This is a genomic window from Thalassovita aquimarina (assembly GCF_018219815.1).
GTDB lineage: Bacteria > Pseudomonadota > Alphaproteobacteria > Rhodobacterales > Rhodobacteraceae > Thalassobius > Thalassobius aquimarinus.
In genome coordinates, this window is sequence record NZ_JADMKU010000001.1 from 108,822 (window position 1) to 125,380 (window position 16,559).

Annotated in this window: 20 protein-coding genes; 7 read left to right on the forward strand and 13 right to left on the reverse strand. The window is 64.4% G+C overall.

The genetic code is table 11. The annotated features are described in order from the left end of the window. Nucleotides 1-91 precede the first annotated feature (91 nt). The 7 genes from hypF (at nucleotide 92) to IT775_RS00560 (ending at nucleotide 6,568) form a co-directional block, all read left to right on the forward strand. Nucleotides 92-2,341 carry a carbamoyltransferase HypF gene (hypF, locus tag IT775_RS00530; protein WP_212699116.1) on the forward strand — a complete coding sequence of 750 codons (2,250 nt, stop codon included), beginning with the start codon at nucleotides 92-94 and terminating at the stop codon, nucleotides 2,339-2,341. Nucleotides 2,342-2,439: 98 nt separating this feature from the next. After that, nucleotides 2,440-2,781 carry a hydrogenase maturation nickel metallochaperone HypA gene (gene hypA, locus IT775_RS00535; RefSeq protein WP_212699117.1) on the forward strand — a complete coding sequence of 114 codons (342 nt, stop codon included), beginning with the start codon at nucleotides 2,440-2,442 and terminating at the stop codon, nucleotides 2,779-2,781. Further along, the gene (gene hypB / locus IT775_RS00540; protein WP_212699118.1) at nucleotides 2,781-3,584 is read left to right on the forward strand and encodes a hydrogenase nickel incorporation protein HypB; all 804 of its coding nucleotides are present in this window, start codon (nucleotides 2,781-2,783) and stop codon (nucleotides 3,582-3,584) included. Before hypA ends, hypB begins: the two co-directional genes overlap by 1 nt. Nucleotides 3,585-3,635: 51 nt before the next feature. Further along, a complete protein-coding gene (gene hypC, locus IT775_RS00545) occupies nucleotides 3,636-3,926 on the forward strand; it encodes a HypC/HybG/HupF family hydrogenase formation chaperone (protein ID WP_212699119.1) in 291 nt (96 codons plus the stop codon). After that, complete coding sequence (hypD, locus tag IT775_RS00550) at nucleotides 3,923-5,059, forward strand: hydrogenase formation protein HypD (RefSeq protein ID WP_212699120.1); 1,137 nt, start codon at nucleotides 3,923-3,925, stop codon at nucleotides 5,057-5,059. The genes hypC and hypD overlap by 4 nt, the downstream gene beginning before the upstream one ends. 63 nt (nucleotides 5,060-5,122) lie before the next feature. Then, nucleotides 5,123-6,145, forward strand: a complete 1,023-nt coding sequence (gene hypE, locus IT775_RS00555) for a hydrogenase expression/formation protein HypE (protein ID WP_212699121.1) — start codon at nucleotides 5,123-5,125, stop codon at nucleotides 6,143-6,145. Between the two features lie 246 nt (nucleotides 6,146-6,391). Continuing rightward, nucleotides 6,392-6,568, forward strand: coding sequence for a hypothetical protein (locus IT775_RS00560; RefSeq protein WP_212699122.1), 177 nt, complete (start codon nucleotides 6,392-6,394; stop codon nucleotides 6,566-6,568). A 159-nt stretch (nucleotides 6,569-6,727) separates the two neighbouring features. Here the strand turns inward: IT775_RS00560 and IT775_RS00565 are convergent, their stop codons facing one another. The 13 genes from IT775_RS00565 to IT775_RS00625 form a co-directional block, all read right to left on the reverse strand. Then, nucleotides 6,728-6,961: a hypothetical protein gene (locus tag IT775_RS00565; RefSeq protein ID WP_212699123.1), complete on the reverse strand. Its 234-nt coding sequence runs from the start codon at nucleotides 6,959-6,961 to the stop codon at nucleotides 6,728-6,730. Continuing rightward, a complete protein-coding gene (flhB, locus tag IT775_RS00570; protein ID WP_212699124.1) occupies nucleotides 6,958-8,103 on the reverse strand; it encodes a flagellar biosynthesis protein FlhB in 1,146 nt (381 codons plus the stop codon). The genes IT775_RS00565 and flhB overlap by 4 nt, the downstream gene beginning before the upstream one ends. Then, nucleotides 8,096-8,908 (reverse strand): flagellar biosynthetic protein FliR, encoded by an 813-nt coding sequence (fliR, locus tag IT775_RS00575; protein ID WP_343231090.1) that lies wholly within the window; start codon nucleotides 8,906-8,908, stop codon nucleotides 8,096-8,098. The genes flhB and fliR overlap by 8 nt, the downstream gene beginning before the upstream one ends. 9 nt (nucleotides 8,909-8,917) lie before the next feature. Next, nucleotides 8,918-9,184 carry a flagellar biosynthesis protein FliQ gene (fliQ, locus tag IT775_RS00580; RefSeq protein WP_212699125.1) on the reverse strand — a complete coding sequence of 89 codons (267 nt, stop codon included), beginning with the start codon at nucleotides 9,182-9,184 and terminating at the stop codon, nucleotides 8,918-8,920. Between the two features lie 3 nt (nucleotides 9,185-9,187). Beyond that, on the reverse strand, nucleotides 9,188-9,940 hold the full coding sequence (fliP, locus tag IT775_RS00585) for a flagellar type III secretion system pore protein FliP (protein WP_212699126.1): 753 nt from the start codon (nucleotides 9,938-9,940) through the stop codon (nucleotides 9,188-9,190). After that, on the reverse strand, nucleotides 9,937-10,233 hold the full coding sequence (locus tag IT775_RS00590) for a flagellar biosynthetic protein FliO (protein ID WP_212699127.1): 297 nt from the start codon (nucleotides 10,231-10,233) through the stop codon (nucleotides 9,937-9,939). Before IT775_RS00590 ends, fliP begins: the two co-directional genes overlap by 4 nt. A gap of 95 nt (nucleotides 10,234-10,328) precedes the next feature. Then, nucleotides 10,329-10,664, reverse strand: a complete 336-nt coding sequence (fliN, locus tag IT775_RS00595) for a flagellar motor switch protein FliN (RefSeq protein WP_212699128.1) — start codon at nucleotides 10,662-10,664, stop codon at nucleotides 10,329-10,331. A gap of 31 nt (nucleotides 10,665-10,695) precedes the next feature. Next, nucleotides 10,696-11,697: a flagellar motor switch protein FliM gene (gene fliM, locus IT775_RS00600; protein WP_212699129.1), complete on the reverse strand. Its 1,002-nt coding sequence runs from the start codon at nucleotides 11,695-11,697 to the stop codon at nucleotides 10,696-10,698. A 9-nt stretch (nucleotides 11,698-11,706) separates the two neighbouring features. Next, the gene (locus tag IT775_RS00605; RefSeq protein WP_246525186.1) at nucleotides 11,707-12,138 is read right to left on the reverse strand and encodes a flagellar basal body-associated FliL family protein; all 432 of its coding nucleotides are present in this window, start codon (nucleotides 12,136-12,138) and stop codon (nucleotides 11,707-11,709) included. A gap of 143 nt (nucleotides 12,139-12,281) precedes the next feature. After that, nucleotides 12,282-14,039: a flagellar hook-length control protein FliK gene (locus tag IT775_RS00610; RefSeq protein WP_212699131.1), complete on the reverse strand. Its 1,758-nt coding sequence runs from the start codon at nucleotides 14,037-14,039 to the stop codon at nucleotides 12,282-12,284. Between the two features lie 67 nt (nucleotides 14,040-14,106). Then, complete coding sequence (locus IT775_RS00615; RefSeq protein ID WP_212699132.1) at nucleotides 14,107-14,478, reverse strand: hypothetical protein; 372 nt, start codon at nucleotides 14,476-14,478, stop codon at nucleotides 14,107-14,109. Further along, nucleotides 14,465-15,820: a FliI/YscN family ATPase gene (locus IT775_RS00620; RefSeq protein ID WP_212699133.1), complete on the reverse strand. Its 1,356-nt coding sequence runs from the start codon at nucleotides 15,818-15,820 to the stop codon at nucleotides 14,465-14,467. Before IT775_RS00620 ends, IT775_RS00615 begins: the two co-directional genes overlap by 14 nt. Continuing rightward, nucleotides 15,817-16,551 (reverse strand): FliH/SctL family protein, encoded by a 735-nt coding sequence (locus IT775_RS00625; protein ID WP_212699134.1) that lies wholly within the window; start codon nucleotides 16,549-16,551, stop codon nucleotides 15,817-15,819. The genes IT775_RS00620 and IT775_RS00625 overlap by 4 nt, the downstream gene beginning before the upstream one ends. Nucleotides 16,552-16,559: the final 8 nt, after the last annotated feature.

Sequence of the window (16,559 nt, forward strand, 5' to 3'; positions counted from 1 at the left end):
ATGGGGGCGCTGCCCCCGCCGTTGAAAATCCACGGATTTCCAACGGCTCCCCCGGGGTATTTGGGCCAAGAAAAAGCAGGAGGTTCGTTCGGTGACAGTGCGGCGTATCCGGGTGCGGGGGCAGGTGCAGGGGGTCGGATTCCGGCCCTTCGTCTGGCGGCTGGCGCGGCGGATGGGGCTGCGGGGCCGGGTGTTGAACGATGCCGAGGGGGTGCTGATATGCGTTGCCGGGCCCGGACTTGACCGGTTCGAGGCATCGATCCGGGCCGAGGCGCCGGGGTTGGCGCGGATCGATGCGGTGGAAAGCGAAGGCTTCGATTTCGATCCGCCCGCGGCGTTCGAGATCGTGGCGTCACAGGGGCAGGGCGCGGAAACCGGTGTCACGCCGGATGCGGCGACCTGTTCGGCGTGTTTGGCCGAGATTCGCGATCCGGGCGACCGGCGCTTCGGCTATGCCTTTGCCAATTGCACCTGCTGCGGGCCGCGTTTCACCATCCTGGAGGCGCTGCCCTACGATCGCGCGCAGACCTCCATGTCGGCGTTTGATCTGTGCCCCGATTGCGGCGCCGAATATGCCGATCCGGGCGACCGTCGGTTCCACGCCCAGCCGGTCGCCTGTCCGGACTGCGGGCCGCGCCCATGGCTGGAAGCGGGCGGGCGCGAACTGCCGGGCGATCCGCTGGCGCTGGCGGCGGAAAAGCTGGCGCGGGGCGAGGTGTTGGCGATCAAGGGCTTGGGCGGGTTTCACCTTTGCGTCGATGCGTGCCAGCCGCAGGCGGTGGCGTTGCTGCGGCGGCGTAAGCGGCGGCCGGGCAAGCCCCTGGCGCTGATGGGCGACGCGGAGATGATCGCGCGGCATGCGTCGGTGTCCGAGGCCGAATGGGATTTGCTTCGCGATCCGGCGGCGCCGATCGTGCTGCTTGAAAAGGCAGGGGAGGCGTTGCCGGAAGCGGTCGCGCCGGGATTGGATCGGCTGGGCTGGATGCTGCCCCATACGCCGCTGCATCATCTGCTGATCGACGCCACGGGCAGGCCGTTGGTGATGACCAGCGGCAACCTGTCGGGGGAACCGCAGGCGAGCGGCAATGACGAGGCGCGGCAAAAACTATCGGGCTATGCCGATGCCTTCCTGATGCATGATCGCGGTATCGTGCGTCGCCTAGACGACAGCGTGGAACGGATCGCCGCGCCCGGGGCGATGGTGTTGCGCCGGGGGCGGGGGCGGGTGCCGGGGACCTTGCTGTTGCCCGACGGGTTCGGCGATGCGCCGCGGGTCGTGGGGTATGGCGGCCAGATGAAAGCGGCGATCTGCCTTGTGAAGAACGGGCGGGCCCTGCTGGGCCATCACCTGGGCGATCTGGATGCCGCTCTGAGTTGGGGGGCGTTCTTGCAGGCGGACCGGGATTATGCCGGACTGTTCGATTTCCGGCCGGACCGGATCGCCTGCGACCTGCATCCCGATTTCAGCGCGTCGCGCCATGCGGCGGCGCGGGCGGCGGCCGTGGGGGTGCCGCTGACCCCCGTGCAGCATCATCACGCGCATCTGGCCGCCTGTCTGGGGGATAACCTCTGGCCGTTGGACGGCGGCAAGGTGGCCGGGATCGTGCTGGACGGGCTGGGGTTGGGCCCCGACGGCACATTGTGGGGGGGCGAGGTTCTGCTGGGCGATTACCACGGATTTGACCGGCGGTTCTGGCTGCGGCCCGCGCCGCTGATCGGGGGCGACAGGGCGCAGGCGGAACCGTGGCGCAATGCGTTGGCTCGGCTGGATCAGGCAGGGCTGGGCGAGTGGGCCGACCGGCTGTTCCCCGAAGCGCCCTTGGGATTGGGGCGGCAGGCCGCGCGGGCCGGGATCAACGCGCCGCTGTCGTCCAGCGCCGGGCGGTTGTTCGACGCAGTGGCGGCGTGCCTGGGAATTTGCCCCATGGGGCAGAGCTACGAGGGCGAGGCGGCGATGCGGCTTGAGGCGATAGCCTGCCGGGCACCGGATACGGGCGGTGGTTTCGGGTTTTCCCATGAAGGCCCGGTTATCGATCCGGCACCGATCTGGGCGGAGCTTTTCGAGCTCAGGAGCAAGGGAGCGCCGGCTCAAGCACTGGCAAGGCAGTTCCATGCCGGGCTGGCCCGGGCCTTTGCCGGGGCCGCGCGCGGATTGGTCGAAAGCGGCCAAGCGCGGGCGGTCGCCCTTTCGGGCGGATGTTTCCAGAACGCGTTGCTGCTGGAACTGGTTCTGCGGGAGCTTGGCGACCTGCCGGTTCTGATCCACCGGAAAATCCCGGCGAACGATGGCGGGCTGGCCTTTGGTCAGGCGCTGGTCGCGGCGGCGAAAGCGGCACCATGACTCCGTCCTTCGAACATGGGCTTGCCCTCGGCGGTCCCGTGACGCAATCCTTGCGCAGAGGCCCCGCATCCGGCGGTCGCGCAGTAGGAGGGCGCGCAATGCACGAAATGTCGCTCTGCCAATCCGTCCGCGAGGTGATTGAGGATCAGGCCCGCGTTCAACCGATCACGGCGGTGAAGACCGTGCGGCTTGAAATCGGCCGGTTTTTCTGCGTGGAAAAGCAGGCGCTGGAATTCGCATTCGACGTGGTGATGCGCGGATCGGTGGCCGAGGGCGCGCGGCTGGAAATCACCGACCTGCCGGGGCGGGCGATGTGCTATGACTGCATGAAAGAGGTCGAGATCGACGACCGTCTTGCGCCCTGTCCCGTTTGCGGCGGTGGCATGCTGATGCCGGTTGCCGGGGATGAAATGCGGATCAAGAACTTGGAGGTGATCTGATGTGCACGGTTTGCGGATGTGGAACGGAAGGCGGGCATGATCATTCTCATGGCGATCTTCATTTCGGCCACGGCCCCGCTGGCACGCAGGTGGCCGGGATGGATCAGGCGCGGCTGATCGAGATCGAAACCGATATCCTGTCGAAGAACGACCGGTTCGCCGGCGCCAACCGGCAGATGTTGCGGGGCAAGGGCGTGTTTGCCGTCAACCTGGTGTCGTCACCGGGATCGGGCAAGACGACGCTGTTGTGCAAGACGATCGAGGCGATGGGCGATCAGCCGTTGGCGGTCATCGAGGGCGATCAGCAGACCGCCAACGATGCCGAACGCATCCGCGCCACCGGGGCGCAGGCGGTACAGATCAATACCGGCAAGGGGTGCCATCTGGACGGGCACATGGTTGGCCATGCGATGGAAAAGCTCGATATCGCGTCCGGGTCGGTCCTGTTCATCGAAAATGTCGGCAATCTGGTCTGTCCCGCCGGGTTCGATTTGGGCGAGGATTGCAAGGTGGCGATCCTCAGCGTCACCGAGGGCGAGGACAAGCCGCTGAAATACCCCGACATGTTCACCGCGGCGAAGCTGGCGGTTCTGAACAAGATCGACCTGGCGCCGCATTGCGATGTCGACCTGGACCTTTACGAGGCGAACCTGCGCCGGGTGAACCCGGGGATCGAGGTACTGCGCCTCAGCGCCCGCACCGGCGAAGGAATGCGGCAATGGATCGAATGGTTGCAGGCCAACCGGGATCGAAAAGGGGCACAATCGGCGGAACGGAATGTGCGAGAGGAAGGGGCTTTGTGATGGTGCAGATGTGGACTGAAGCGACGTTTTCCTCGGAAGGCAGGAACTGACATGTGCCTTGGTATTCCCGGTCAGATCGTGGCCGTCACCGATCCGGAGCGGATGCTTGCGATGGCCGAAATCTCGGGCGTGAAGCGCGAGGTCAACGTTGCCCCGGTCGCCACCGGACCGTTGCAGGATCTGGTCGGCAAGTGGACCCTGATCCATGTCGGCTTCGCCATGGCGCTGATCGACGAGGACGAGGCCGAGGCGACGTTGCAGGCGTTGCACGATCTGGGAGAGGCGCAGGCCGAACTCGACGCGATGGCGGCGGCAGAGGCCGCGCAGGAGGGCCGGGAATGAGGTATGCCGAGGAATTCCGCGACCCGAAAGCGGCCAAGGCGCTGCTCGCCGGGATTGACGCCGTGGCCGGTGAAATCGGCGCGACGCGTGACAATTCGGTGCGGATCATGGAAATCTGCGGCGGCCATACCCATGCGATTTTCCGCTACGGGCTCGACAAGCTGGTGCATGAGGGGATCGAGTTCATCCACGGCCCCGGATGCCCGGTCTGCGTCCTGCCGATGGCCCGGGTCGATGACTGCATCGAGATCGCCGAGAAAGACGGCGTGATCTTTACCACCTTCGGCGACGCGATGCGGGTTCCGGGGACGCGCAGGTCGCTTTTGCAGGCCAAGGCGGACGGCGCCGATATCCGCATGGTCTATTCGCCGCTCGATGCGCTGGAACTGGCGCGGCGCAACCCGGAACGCGAGGTGGTGTTCTTCGGGCTGGGGTTCGAGACGACCACGCCTTCGACCGCGTTGTCGATCCAGGCCGCGGCGCGAGAGGGGATCGCGAATTTCAGCGTCTTTTGCACCCACATCACCGTGCCGCCCCCGATCAGGGCGTTGCTGGACGACCCGCACATGGTGCTGGACGGGTTCGTCGGGCCGGGCCATGTCAGCATGGTGATCGGCATCCATGCCTATGATTTCATCGCCGAGGAATACGGCAAGCCGATCGTGGTGGCGGGGTTCGAACCAACCGACCTGCTGCAGTCGGTGCTGATGGTATTGCGGCAGTTGCGGGACGGACGGGCGGAGGTGGAAAACCAATATGCTCGCGTGGTTCCGGAACATGGCAACCCGGTCAGCCTGGCCGCCATCGCCGATGTCTATGAACCGCGTCCGAGCTTCGAATGGCGCGGCCTGGGCGAGATCGACGAAAGCGGGCTGCGGATCAGGGATAGCTATGCGGCATTCGATGCGGAGAAGAAATTCGGGATCGGATATGGCGCCGGGCCTGCCGCGGCGGACCTGCCGGAGGGATGTTCCTGTGGCGCCGTGATGAGCGGGCGGATGAAGCCGGTGCACTGTCCGCAATTCGGACGGGGCTGCACGCCGGAATCGCCGCTTGGGGCCTTGATGGTCAGTTCCGAAGGTGCCTGCGCGGCCTATTACCAATATGGCGGGGCGCGGGCGGCGGCGGAATAGGGGGCGCTGACCCCGTCGCCCGAGGGCGACCCCCGGGATATTTTTTAAACAGAAGAAGACGCGATGGCATTGAAGGACGAGAAGGTGACGCTGGCCCATGGCGGCGGCGGCAAGGCGATGCGGGATCTGATCGAGGAGGTGTTCACTTCCGTCTTTCGTCCGGACGGGATGGAGGATCAGGCGCGGCTGCAGGCGGCGGCGCTGGCCGATCCGGGGGCGCGGCTGGCCTTCACCACCGATGGTTTCGTGGTCGATCCGCTGGAATTTCCCGGCGGCGATATCGGCACGCTGGCGGTGTGCGGCACGGTGAACGATCTGGCGGTGGGCGGGGCGCGGCCGCTGTGGCTGTCGGCGGGGTTCATCATCGAGGAAGGGCTGGACCTGGCCCTGCTGCGCCGGGTGGTCGCGTCGATGGCGGCGGAAGCGGAAAAGGCCGGGGTGCGGATCGTGACCGGCGATACCAAGGTGGTCGGCCGCGGCATGGCCGACAAGCTGTTCATCACCACGTCCGGGATAGGGGTGATCCCGCCGGGGCGCGACTTGCAGGCGGCAAACATCCGCCCCGGGGATGTGGCGATCGTCAACGGTGTTCTGGGCGATCACGGGGCGGCGATCATGGCCGCGCGGGGCGAGATGGCGCTGAGCGCGGAGATCGCTTCGGATTGTCAGGGATTGGGGCATCTGATGGAGGCGGTTCTTGCCGTGGCGCCGGGCCTGCGCGCGGCGCGGGATGCGACGCGGGGCGGGGTGGCCGCGGTGCTGAACGAAATGGCGGCGGCGGCGGGGGTCGCCATCGAGATCGACGAAGCCGCGCTGCCGCTCAGGGCTGAGGTCAGGGGGCTGTGCGAAATCCTCGGGCTTGATCCGTTGTACCTTGCCAATGAGGGAACGCTGGTCCTGTTCGTGCCGGAACACGAGGTTGCGGCGGCGTTGGCCGCGATGCGGGCGACCGAGGCGGGGCAGGGCGCGGTGGCGATCGGCAGGGTCGTTCCGGGCGAAGCCGGGCGCGTCAGCATGCGCAGCGCTTTCGGGGGGCTGCGCATTGTCGACATGCTGGTCGGCGAACAATTGCCGAGAATCTGCTGATCTCCGCGCCTTGGTATCGCCGAGGTACCGCGCAGGTAGATCACGGCTTACGGGATTTCCCGCATAGGCAGATCATGCCGCCGCTGCCATACATACTTTCGTGCAAATGCCCCGCAATTTGCGCGTTGTGATTGTCCCTAAGTGACATGGAAACAGAAAGGGTGTGGTGCAAATATGGTGCTAGGCGATCAAAAACCGCCGCAGAACAAATGCTACGCGATGAGGATACCAGAAAGGGAAGCTACGATGTCATTCCAGTTCCAGCCCTCCGATTTGGCTGACAGCACTCTCGTCCCCGTTCCCTCTTCCCCCCAGAAGAAGGAACTCTCGCTGAGCTCTGGATGGTGGATGCTTCCTTTCCTTACCAGCGGCGCATTGTTCTGGTTCTGGTTCGTCCCCACGGTGGCCCAGAACCTCTCCTGATGTACGCGGGCGGGTTTGTTTCAACGCATCCCGCCAATGTACAACTCTCTCTCGTTCTTTCTCACGTAAACAGGGTGTGCCGCTGGCACGCCCTGTTTCGCGTGTCAGGGGGGTGTTTCGTGGTCGTTGCCGGTTTCGTCGGGGTTTACGTGGCCTTCGTCAGGTCGGACGAAACCAATGGGCCATCATCGCGATCTGAAAGCGCAGGGCGCCCAACAGGCTGAGGATGGCGCAGCAGAGCAGCACGAACACCCGGAGCGGATTTCCTTCCGTCATCGCGGCTTCGGCAATTAGCCACAGACCGACCCCCAGAAAACACAGGGTGGATATCATCTGTCCGACAGATCCGTTACGCTTGTCGCTCATCGTTTCGGTCTCCTTTGCGGTACTCATGCAGCATTTATGCCATTTTCGTCGAAGCGGAAATCCTGCGGCAGATCGATATCGGGCAAATCGGCGGTGCCGCCCTGATCGAGCTGATAGATGTGGGCCAGGAGCGTTGCCACCGCCGCATAGAGAGCGGGGTGGATTTCGCTGCCCAGATCGCTGGTGAAGTAGATCGCCCGGGCCAGCGGCGGGGCCTCGAGGATGCGCACGTTGTGCTCGATGGCGCGTTCGCGGATCTGGAACGCCATCGCCCCTTCGCCGAGCGCCAGAACCACCGGGGCCCTCGTTTCGCCCGGCACGTAGCGCAGCGCGACCGAGAAATGTTTCGGGTTGGTGATCACCGCGTTGGCATCAAGCACGTTTTCGAGCGCTGCGCGCCGCGCCGCCCCCTGTTGCGAGGCTTCCATCTGCCGGCGGCGGATCGCGCCCTTGACCTCGGGCGAGCCCTCGGTCTGTTTCGACTCGTCCTTGATTTCCTGCTTGGTCATCTTCAGGTTCTTGTTCATGCTGTAGGCCTGCCAGAACAGGTCGATCGCACCGATCACCGCCAGCCCGAGAACCAAGGCACTGAGCACCCGGTAGGTGACCCGCGAAAGGGTCGACAACCCTTCGCCGACGGTCATGAAGGCGGTGGTGTCGAGCACCGGCAACCATTGCCACAGGATCACCCCGGCCAGCCCGCCGAGCAGGAAGACCTTGAGCAACGCCTTGCCCAGTTCTACCAGCGCCTTCATCGACACCATCTTTGCGACACCCTTGAGGATGTTGAACTTTTCCAGCTTCGGCTGCATGTTCTTGCCGGAAAAGATCAGCCCGCCCATCGCCGCCTGGATGGCAAGCGTCGCGATCAGCAGCGGCGTGCCGACGACCAGAGAGATGATCCCGATATATTTCATGCCCTCCAGCAGCCGGACCAGCATCAGGGAATCAAGCGTCTCGGCCGATCCAAAGCGGAAGAACGTGCTCCAGGCGGTGGCCATTGACGGCCCGTAGAGACCGGCCGCCATCAGGATCACGATCGCCCCCAGCATCGAGGCGAAAACGAACATTTCCTTCGAGGTGATGACCTTGCCGTCTTCCTTCGCGTCCTGTTTCTTTTTCGGCGTCGGTTCCTCTGTCTTTTCCTGGCCGTCGTCGCTCTCAGCCATTGGCGGCCTCCGTCATCATCTGCATCAGGGCATCGACCGACGCCTCGATCAGCCGGTCCATCGCCGTCGCCATGACCGGCGCCCCGAGATAGAGCAGCACGATGGTCACCGTCATTGTCAGCGGAAAGCCGAAGGAAAAGATGTTGAGCTGCGGGGCCGAGCGGGTGATCACGCCGATGCCCATGTTGACCAGCAGCAGCACCGTCACCACCGGCATCATCAGCCGTGCGGCAAAGGCGAACATCTCGCCCGCCGCGGCGATGCCCGACTGGATCAGGATGCCGGTGTCGAAAACGCTGCCGGGCGGAATGTAGATATAGCTGTCGAGAATGACGCGCAGCGCCACTAGGTGGCTGTCGGAGGCGACGAAGAAGACCATCAGTGCAAGGCTGAACAATTGCCCGACCACCGGGGCCTGCGCGCCCGACGCCGGGTCCACCTGCGCGGCGAAACCCAGACCGGCGGTGGCGGCGATCCGGTCGCCCGCCATCACCGCCGCCGAAAAGAAGATCATGAGCAACAGCCCGGCCGACACCCCGATCGCCAATTCCCCCAGGATCAAGCCCACCGCGGAGGTGTTCAGCAGGGCTTCCACATCGGGCAGTTCGGCATAGCTCATCACCGGGAGGGTCAGGATGACCGAGGTCACGATCCGCACCTGCAGCGGGATGAAGCGGGCGCCGAAGACCGGCGCGGCGATGATGAAACCGCCGATCCGCAGCATCGCGAAGAGATAGAGCACCGACATCTCGACCGCCTTGCCCATCTCGACGCCAGGTACGCCGGAATCATATGAAATGAACACGTCCACGGATCAGTGCAGCCCCGCGATCATGTCGAAGACATGGACGAAGTAATCGCTGAGCGTTGTCAGCATGAATCCCGAGGCCAGCGCCATCGTCAGCAGCACGATGGCCAGTTTCGGAACGAAGCTGAGCGTCGCTTCGTTGATCGAAGTGGCGGCCTGGATGATGCCGACCACGAGCCCGACGGCCAGCGCGATGGCCAGAACCGGTCCGGCGGTCATCAGGATGTGCCAGTAGGCCAGTTTCAGCTGTTCGATATTCGCGTCGAAATCCATCGCCTATCCTCCGACGCCGCTGGCGAAACTGTTGACCAGCGATCCCATGGTCAGCGCCCAGCCATCGACCAGAACGAACAGAAGCAGCTTGAACGGCAGCGACACCAGCATCGGCGACAGCATCATCATGCCCAGCGACATCAGGATCGAGGCGATCACCATGTCGATCACCAGGAAGGGCAGGAATAGCAGGAATCCGATCTGGAACGCGGTTTTCAGTTCCGAGGTGATGAAGGCGGGCAGCATGACCGACAGCGGCACGTCGACTTCGCTTTCGTAAGGCCCGTCACCGGCAAGATCGGCGAACATCATCAGATCGTTCTTGCGGGTGTTTTCGACCAGGAACCCGCTGATCAGTTCGCGCCCCCGTTCCAGCGCCTCAAGGGGGGGCAACTGACCGTCCAGATAGGGTGCGATGGCGCTGTCATAGACCTGGGTGAGCACCGGTTGCATCACGAAGAAGCTCAGGAACAGTGCAATCGCGATCAGCACCTGGTTCGGCGGCGTCTGCTGGGTGCCAAGTGCCTGGCGCAGGATCGACAGCACGATGATGATCCGGGTGAAGGCGCTCATCCCCAGCACGATCGAGGGCAGCACGGTCAGCGCCGTCATCAGCGCCAGGATCTGCAGCGACAAGGAATATTGCGTCTGGGTGCCACCGTCGGGGACGGTGATTTCCAGCGCCGGCAGCCCCTGCGACAGCGCCGGGCCGGCGCCAAGTCCAAGGATCAGGAGCAGCGGGATCAGGCGCTTCATGCCGCCACCTGCGCGACCGCGGGTTTCGCAGGGGCGGGCGCCAGTTCGGTGATCACCGGCTGCTGACGCTTGGTGGTGACCACCAGGAATTCAGTCCCGTCCACGGCGAGCAGCATCGCGCGGGTGTCAGGACCAAGCGCCGTGACCTCTGACAGTTGCATCCGGCGGCCCTTGGCGATGCGGCCGGACAGTTTCGAACGATTGGCCTGAACCAGAAAAAGTGCCGCAACCAGAACGGCCAGGAACCCGCCGACCTTAAAAATCTGGTCGAATTGCAGGACATCGGTAACCATAACACGCCTCTCCTAAACGGCTATACTGACCGTTCAGGGGCAGGTTTCATGCCAAAGTGGCGCGTTACGGAAAATATTGGAAACGGGGCGAAGCCTCAGATCTGCATCCGGTCCTTGGGATCGACGATATCGCCGAAACGGATGCCGAAGCGTTCGCCCACGACGACGACCTCGCCCTTGGCGATGGTGGTGCCGTTGATCTGGATGTCCAGCGGGTCTCCGGCCAGCCGGTCCAGTTCAACAACGGACCCTTCGTTCAGCTTCAGCAAATCCTGGATGGTGATCTCGGTCCGGCCCACCTCGACGGTCAGTCGTACCTTGACCGTTTCCAGAACGCCAAGCCCGCTCAGCAGCTGGCTGGCTTCTTCCGATGTCGGCGGCGCCGTGGTGACGGGAGCGGCGGGGTCTTGAACGGAGGTCTCATCGGTCATGACTGTGGTCCTTTCGAATTAGAGGTCCGGATTAGTCTGCAATACGGCGGGTCAGGTTCAGGGCGGATTTGCCCGAGGCTTCGCCGAGATCGGCTTCGAACATCGGTAGGCCTTCGACCAGCAAACGCGGGGCAGGGGTCATCTGAACCGGCACCACCTGGCCCGGCGTGACATTGCCGACGCGGCCGAGCGGGACTGAGGGTTCGGCCAGAACGGCGGTGATGCTCAGCGGCACGTTCAGCACCGCGCGTTCCAGTTTCTCGCGCCAGCTGAGGTCTTCTTCCAGCAGGTCGGAATGCATCCGCGACCGCAGCTGGCCGGCGATCGGTTTCAGCGTCTGCAGCGGATAGATGATGTCGAAATTCGCCGGGTCGGCATCGGGAAGCTGCACCATGAAGGAACAGTTCACCACCATGTCATCGGCGTCGGCGAAGCTCGCGAAACTGAGGTTTTCCTCGCGGTTCTGCACCTCGAACGCGATCGGCATCAGGTCGCGCCACGCCATCGCCATCGACGTGTTGAGACCGTCCGAAACCAGTTCGATCACCCGCTGTTCCGTCGGGGTGAATTCCGTCCTGTTGTTCGGGGGCGTGTTGCGGATCGAACCACCGTAATAGGCGTCGGTCAGCATCGACACGAAATCGCGCGGGATCACCATCATCTGGCTGCCGCGCAGCGCTTCGACCCGGCTGGTGGTGAGGCTGACAAAGTTCTCGACCTCGTCGCAGTAATCGGCAAAGGTCTTCACTTCCGGCGGAAAAGAGGAAATCCGTGGCTGCAGCCTCAGCATCGGCAGGAAGACCGAGCGGGCCAGGCGGCAGAACCGTTCATTGATCATCCGCAGCCCGTAATAGTCGCCCATCAGCGACAGGTTGTTATCGCCGAACTGGTACGGTTTGTAGGATATCTCTCCGTCGCGGTATTCGTCCTCGGCCGCGTCGAGATCCATCAGGCCGCCGACGAGCTTGGCAAGTTCCCCGGTGGAAAGCTTATGCGTGGTTTCGCCAGTGGAAAGCTTATGAGTGGTGGACATCCGGGCGCCTCACTGCATCACGAATACTGGGAAAAACACGCTTTCTATGCCGCCGAACCCTTCAAGTTGCTCCAGCCGGTGGTTGATGGCGTCGCGCAGCGCAACGGACAGGGCTTCGCGTCCTTCGGTGCCTTCGACATCTTCCTCGGTGAAGGTGCTCAGAACCGCCAGCATGTCCGAACGCAGAGCCATTTCATGGGTTTGCACATTGCCGAGCACGGCCTGATCGTATTGTGTCGCCAGCCCGATTCCCAGCTGCAGGAAACGGGTCGATCCTTTCAGGTTGGTGGTCAGCGGATCGGGGAATTCGTAATACTGGGTCACGAAAAGCGGCGCGTCGGGCAGTTCGCGCGGGACCCTCTGCGGTTCCTCTTCGCGCGCATAGGTGCCGTCCGGGCCGGTTTCTTCGATCAGGCGCAGAACCTCGTCTGCCGGGCTCATCGTCGTCCGGGTGACGTACTGGCCGGCAAAAAAACCGCCCGCAGCCAAACCGCATCCCAAAATGAATAGGAACAGAGCTTTCAAGAAACCGCCTCCACGTCTTGTCGATCCATCAAACGTCGCATTAGCCATTACCATTTACCTTAGGCGATTATATCAATGCCCGTGTCGGGGCCTGCTTGCATGGATTGTGCCGAAATGCCGTCTTCGGACAAATTTTGCTGCATTGCCGTTTCCGAGTGGGTTTCCCGGCCCGCCTGTCCGCCATGCGGGTTCTGCCCCTGGAAACCCTGATCGCTGCTCGCCTGGTGCTGCGTCAGGTCGAAACCTGCCTTCTGCATCATCTCGGCCAGACGCGATTGGTTGTCGTTCAGCATCCGCGCCGCAGCGTCGGATTCAGTGACGATGTTGACCGCCACGTTGCTGCTGTCGCGCATGTCGAGCCTGATCGTCATCTTGCCCAGCTTTTCGGGCTGCAACGCGATTTCGATTTCGCTCTGGCCCAGTTCCTGCGCCGCGCGGATCATCGAGGTCAGGTTCGTTGGCCAGCCCGGATCAACCATCTGAAGGGTGCGGGCAGGGGCCGCATTCGACGCGGTCGGGGCCGCAGTGGCCACGGTTTCACCCATTTCTCCGGCCTGCACGGTCACCACACCCGATTGCGGCGCGCTGGCCGAGGCCTGGGCCTCCGCCTGTTGCGCGGCGGCGGCCGCCGTGATCGCGTGCGTGGCCATGGTCTTTAACATCATCTCGGCCTCGGGGGCGGTCGTGTCGAGGGCCAGCGCCTCGTTGGTCATGCCGTCGAGGACGGGGTCGGCACTGTCCGAACCGCGGGCGGTCTGGTCCGATGCCGGGGGCGTTTGCGCCGCCGGGGTATCTAATTGTGCTGTCACCGCCGCGGTCCGGCCCCTTCCCGCATCGGCAAGCGCGGCCTGAACGGCAGTCTTGACCGACTGGTGGGAGGCAGCAGCGGTTTCATCCGTCACAGCGGTGTCATTCGCGGCGGCTTCGTCAAGGCTGCCATTGGCCAGCCGCGCCGCGGTCGCGATGGCAGCGCCGGGGGCGTCGCCCGCGTCCTCGGCGATCGAAGGCTTGACCTGCTGACCCGGGGCAAGCTGCCTTGCAAGCTCGCTCGCGCCTTTGCCAGCGGCTTGCGAGGGGGACTGCGCGGCCATGGCGGCCGCATCAATGGTCGTCGCGGACCCTTTGCCGGCGTTCTCTTCCATCCCGACCCGTTGCACGGTGGCCTTGCTGACAAGGGCCGCCTGCGCGGTATCCAGGGGCGTAGAGGTTTCAATGGACTTGGCGGCATCGCCTTGAACCGTGCCAACGGCCGTGCCGGCTTCGCCGGTCCGGGCCACAGAGGCGGGTGCCGGGGCATCGGTTTCGGGAACCGCACCAAGGACGATATCCGCGCGCGCCTTGCCTGCGACCGAAGGCGCGGCCGACAGGACGGTTTCGGACGTGCCCTGGGCTTCGCCCGCAATCGCCGCCGCGACCGCATCCGGCGCAGGCCCTGCCCCTGGATTCGACGCGGCCGGGGATGATTCAGTCAGCTTCAGCCGATCGATGGTGCTGGGCAGGCCGGCCTTGTCACCGGCTTCGCCGGACAGGACGGCCAGCGGTAGCAGTGCGGTGCCGTCTTCGGGCAGGCCGGTTTCCCCATCGACAGGGGTTTCGCCTTCGGCATCGGTTTCGACACTGGCAGAGGTTTCGCCATTGGCAGCGGCTTCGCCATCGGTTGGCTGGCCGCCGGGAGCGGCAGCGGACTTCCGCGATCCTTGCAGCAGCTCTGCAAAATCGGCGGACCCTTCGCGGTCGCGGGCCACGATACCGGACAGATTGGCCGGGAAGATGGAGGGCGCCCCGGCAGCGGAGGCAGGCGTAACGGTTTGCGGCATGGTTATTCCATGGAGCTTTCGGTTTGTTCTGTGGTTGCGATGCAGGTTTCGTGCCAGCCCGCCGGGCTCATTCGTTTTCCGTCTGCTGATCCGCGATCCGGGCCTTGTCGGTGAGGATTTCCAGCTTGTGGCCGGACTGCGCCAGCGCGGTGCGCGCACGGTTCAGACGGTGTTCGGATTGCTTCATCTGCATCGAAAGCGACCGGCGGTGGCTTTCCAACTGCTGCCCGACCCTGAGCGTGTTTGCCAGCTGCGCGGTGGTCTGCGAATTGGGGGTGGCGATGCGATGTTCATCCAGCAGCCGTTCCAGCGATCCAGCCTGCGCCGCGATCCGGTCGGTTTCGTCCTGCACCTGGCGCAGCTTGCGCGCCAGTTCGGCCTGCTTGATCGTTTCGGCCTTGGCCATCATGCGCAGAAGATCGCCCTTATGCTTGCTCATTCAAGTTCCCCAGAAGGTCGAACAATTGCTGTTGGCTTTGCTCGAAGGTCACCTTTTCGCTTTTCAGCTGGCAGATGAAGGCTTCGATCTTCGGCCACAGCGCAATGGCCTGATCCAGATCCTTGTCCTGTCCGGCGCTGTAACCGCCCATCAGCATCAGGTCGCGATTGTCCATGTAGAGTGAAATCATCCGCCGCAGCCGCTGGCTTGCCGCCACGTGTTCGGGGCTGACGATGTCGTTCATCACCCGGCTGATCGAGGCGGGCAGGTCGATGGCGGGGTAAATGCCGCGCTGCGCCTGCGAGCGTGACAGAACCATGTGCCCGTCAAGGATGGCGCGGGCGCTGTCGACGACGGGGTCGTTGGTGGTGTCGTCGCCATCGGCCAGAACGGTGTAGAGCGCGGTGATCGTGCCCTGACCGGGCAGGCCCGGCCCGCAACGTTCGATCAGCGCCGGGATCAGCGAGATGACGGAGGGCGTATAGCCCTTGGCGGTGGGCTGTTCGCCAAGCGCCAGGCCCGCTTCGCGCTTGGCATGGGCGACGCGGGTCAGTGAATCCATGATCATCAGCACGTCCTTGCCCTGATCGCGGAAATATTCGGCGATGGCGGTGGTGCGGTTGGCGGCGCGCAGCCGCAAGAGCGGCGACCGGTCGGCGGGCACCGCGACGACGCAGATCCGCTGTGCCGCCTCGCCGGTCATCACTCGGGACACGAAATCGCCCACTTCGCGGGCGCGTTCGCCGATCAGCCCGACCACGATCACATCCGCCGTGGTGTTGTGGGTCATCATCTCGATCAGCACCGATTTGCCGACGCCCGACCCAGCCATGATGCCGACGCGCTGACCGCGGCCGATGGTCATGGCGGAATTCAGGATGCGCACGCCGACGTCCAGCACGTCGCGCACCGGGGTGCGCGCCAGCGGGTTCAGCGGTTTGCCCGCCAGCGGCCAGCGGTCCGATGGACGCGGGGCAGGGCGGCCGTCCAGCGGCGCGCCGCTGGCATCGATCACCCGGCCCAGAAGTTCGTCGCCGACGTCACACATCCGCCCGGCGCGGCGCAACACGATCGGATCGCCCAGCGTGATCTGCGCTCCGGAAGTATCAAGGAACAGAAGGTTCTTGCCGTTGGAAAAGCCGATCACCTCGGCTTCTATCGGATCGCTGCCCGGTGCCGCCTGACGCGGGAAGATCTGGCATAGGTCGCCGGGGCTGGCCGGGAAGCCGGAACTTTCCACTACCAACCCGTCATAGCGCAGAACTTGTCCGCTGATCTGCGGCGCGCAGCGGTCGGTGAGGGTGGCCAGATCGTGCTCCAGCCGCTCCAGCAGCACGGTCATTCGACTCCTCCCGGCGGGGCGCCGTTACCGCTTTCGGCCAGCACCGTTTTCACCCGGTTGGGGCCGGATTTGATATCGACCGCGCCTCGGGACAGCCGGTCATCGGCCTGCAAGGTGCAGTCCGACAGCATGTCGCTGTCCGCAAGGCTGGGCGTGATCGCGGCGAGGTCGTCGGGATTGAGCGAAATCACGGTGCTTTCCACTGCCTGACCGATCTGGTTCGCCAGGTCTTCGACCTTGGCGGCAAAGGCCTGCGGCAAGGCGTCGATCCGGCTGCCGGCCAATTCGCCCGCCAGCGTGATCAGGCTGCGTTCCATCGCCAGTCTCAGCGTGGTGTGATGCGCCTCGGTATGATCGACAAGCGCCCGCGACAGTTCCATGAAGACCGCGCGCGCTTCTTCCAGTTGCTCGGCGCTGGCGGCGATGGCGGGGTCGGTTTCGGGCGCGGGGTCCGGCGCGGCTGCGGCGGCTTCCGCCTGTCCCTGCTGATAGCCCTGCGCGAAACCCTCGGTGAAGCCGGTCTTGTGTGCCTTGGCGCGCTCGGCTTCAAGGTCGGGGGCAGGCGTTGCGGGGGCTGCATCCTGCTGCGGCAATGCCGCATCGGCGATCGGGTCGGGTTTCACGGAGGCGAATTCGCGTCGCCGGAATGCACCGTCGCGGCTGTCGCGCACCAGCGAAGACAGGGCGTCCAGGTCGAGCGTCCGGATCGGGCTGTCGGAATGGAATCCCATCATGCGCG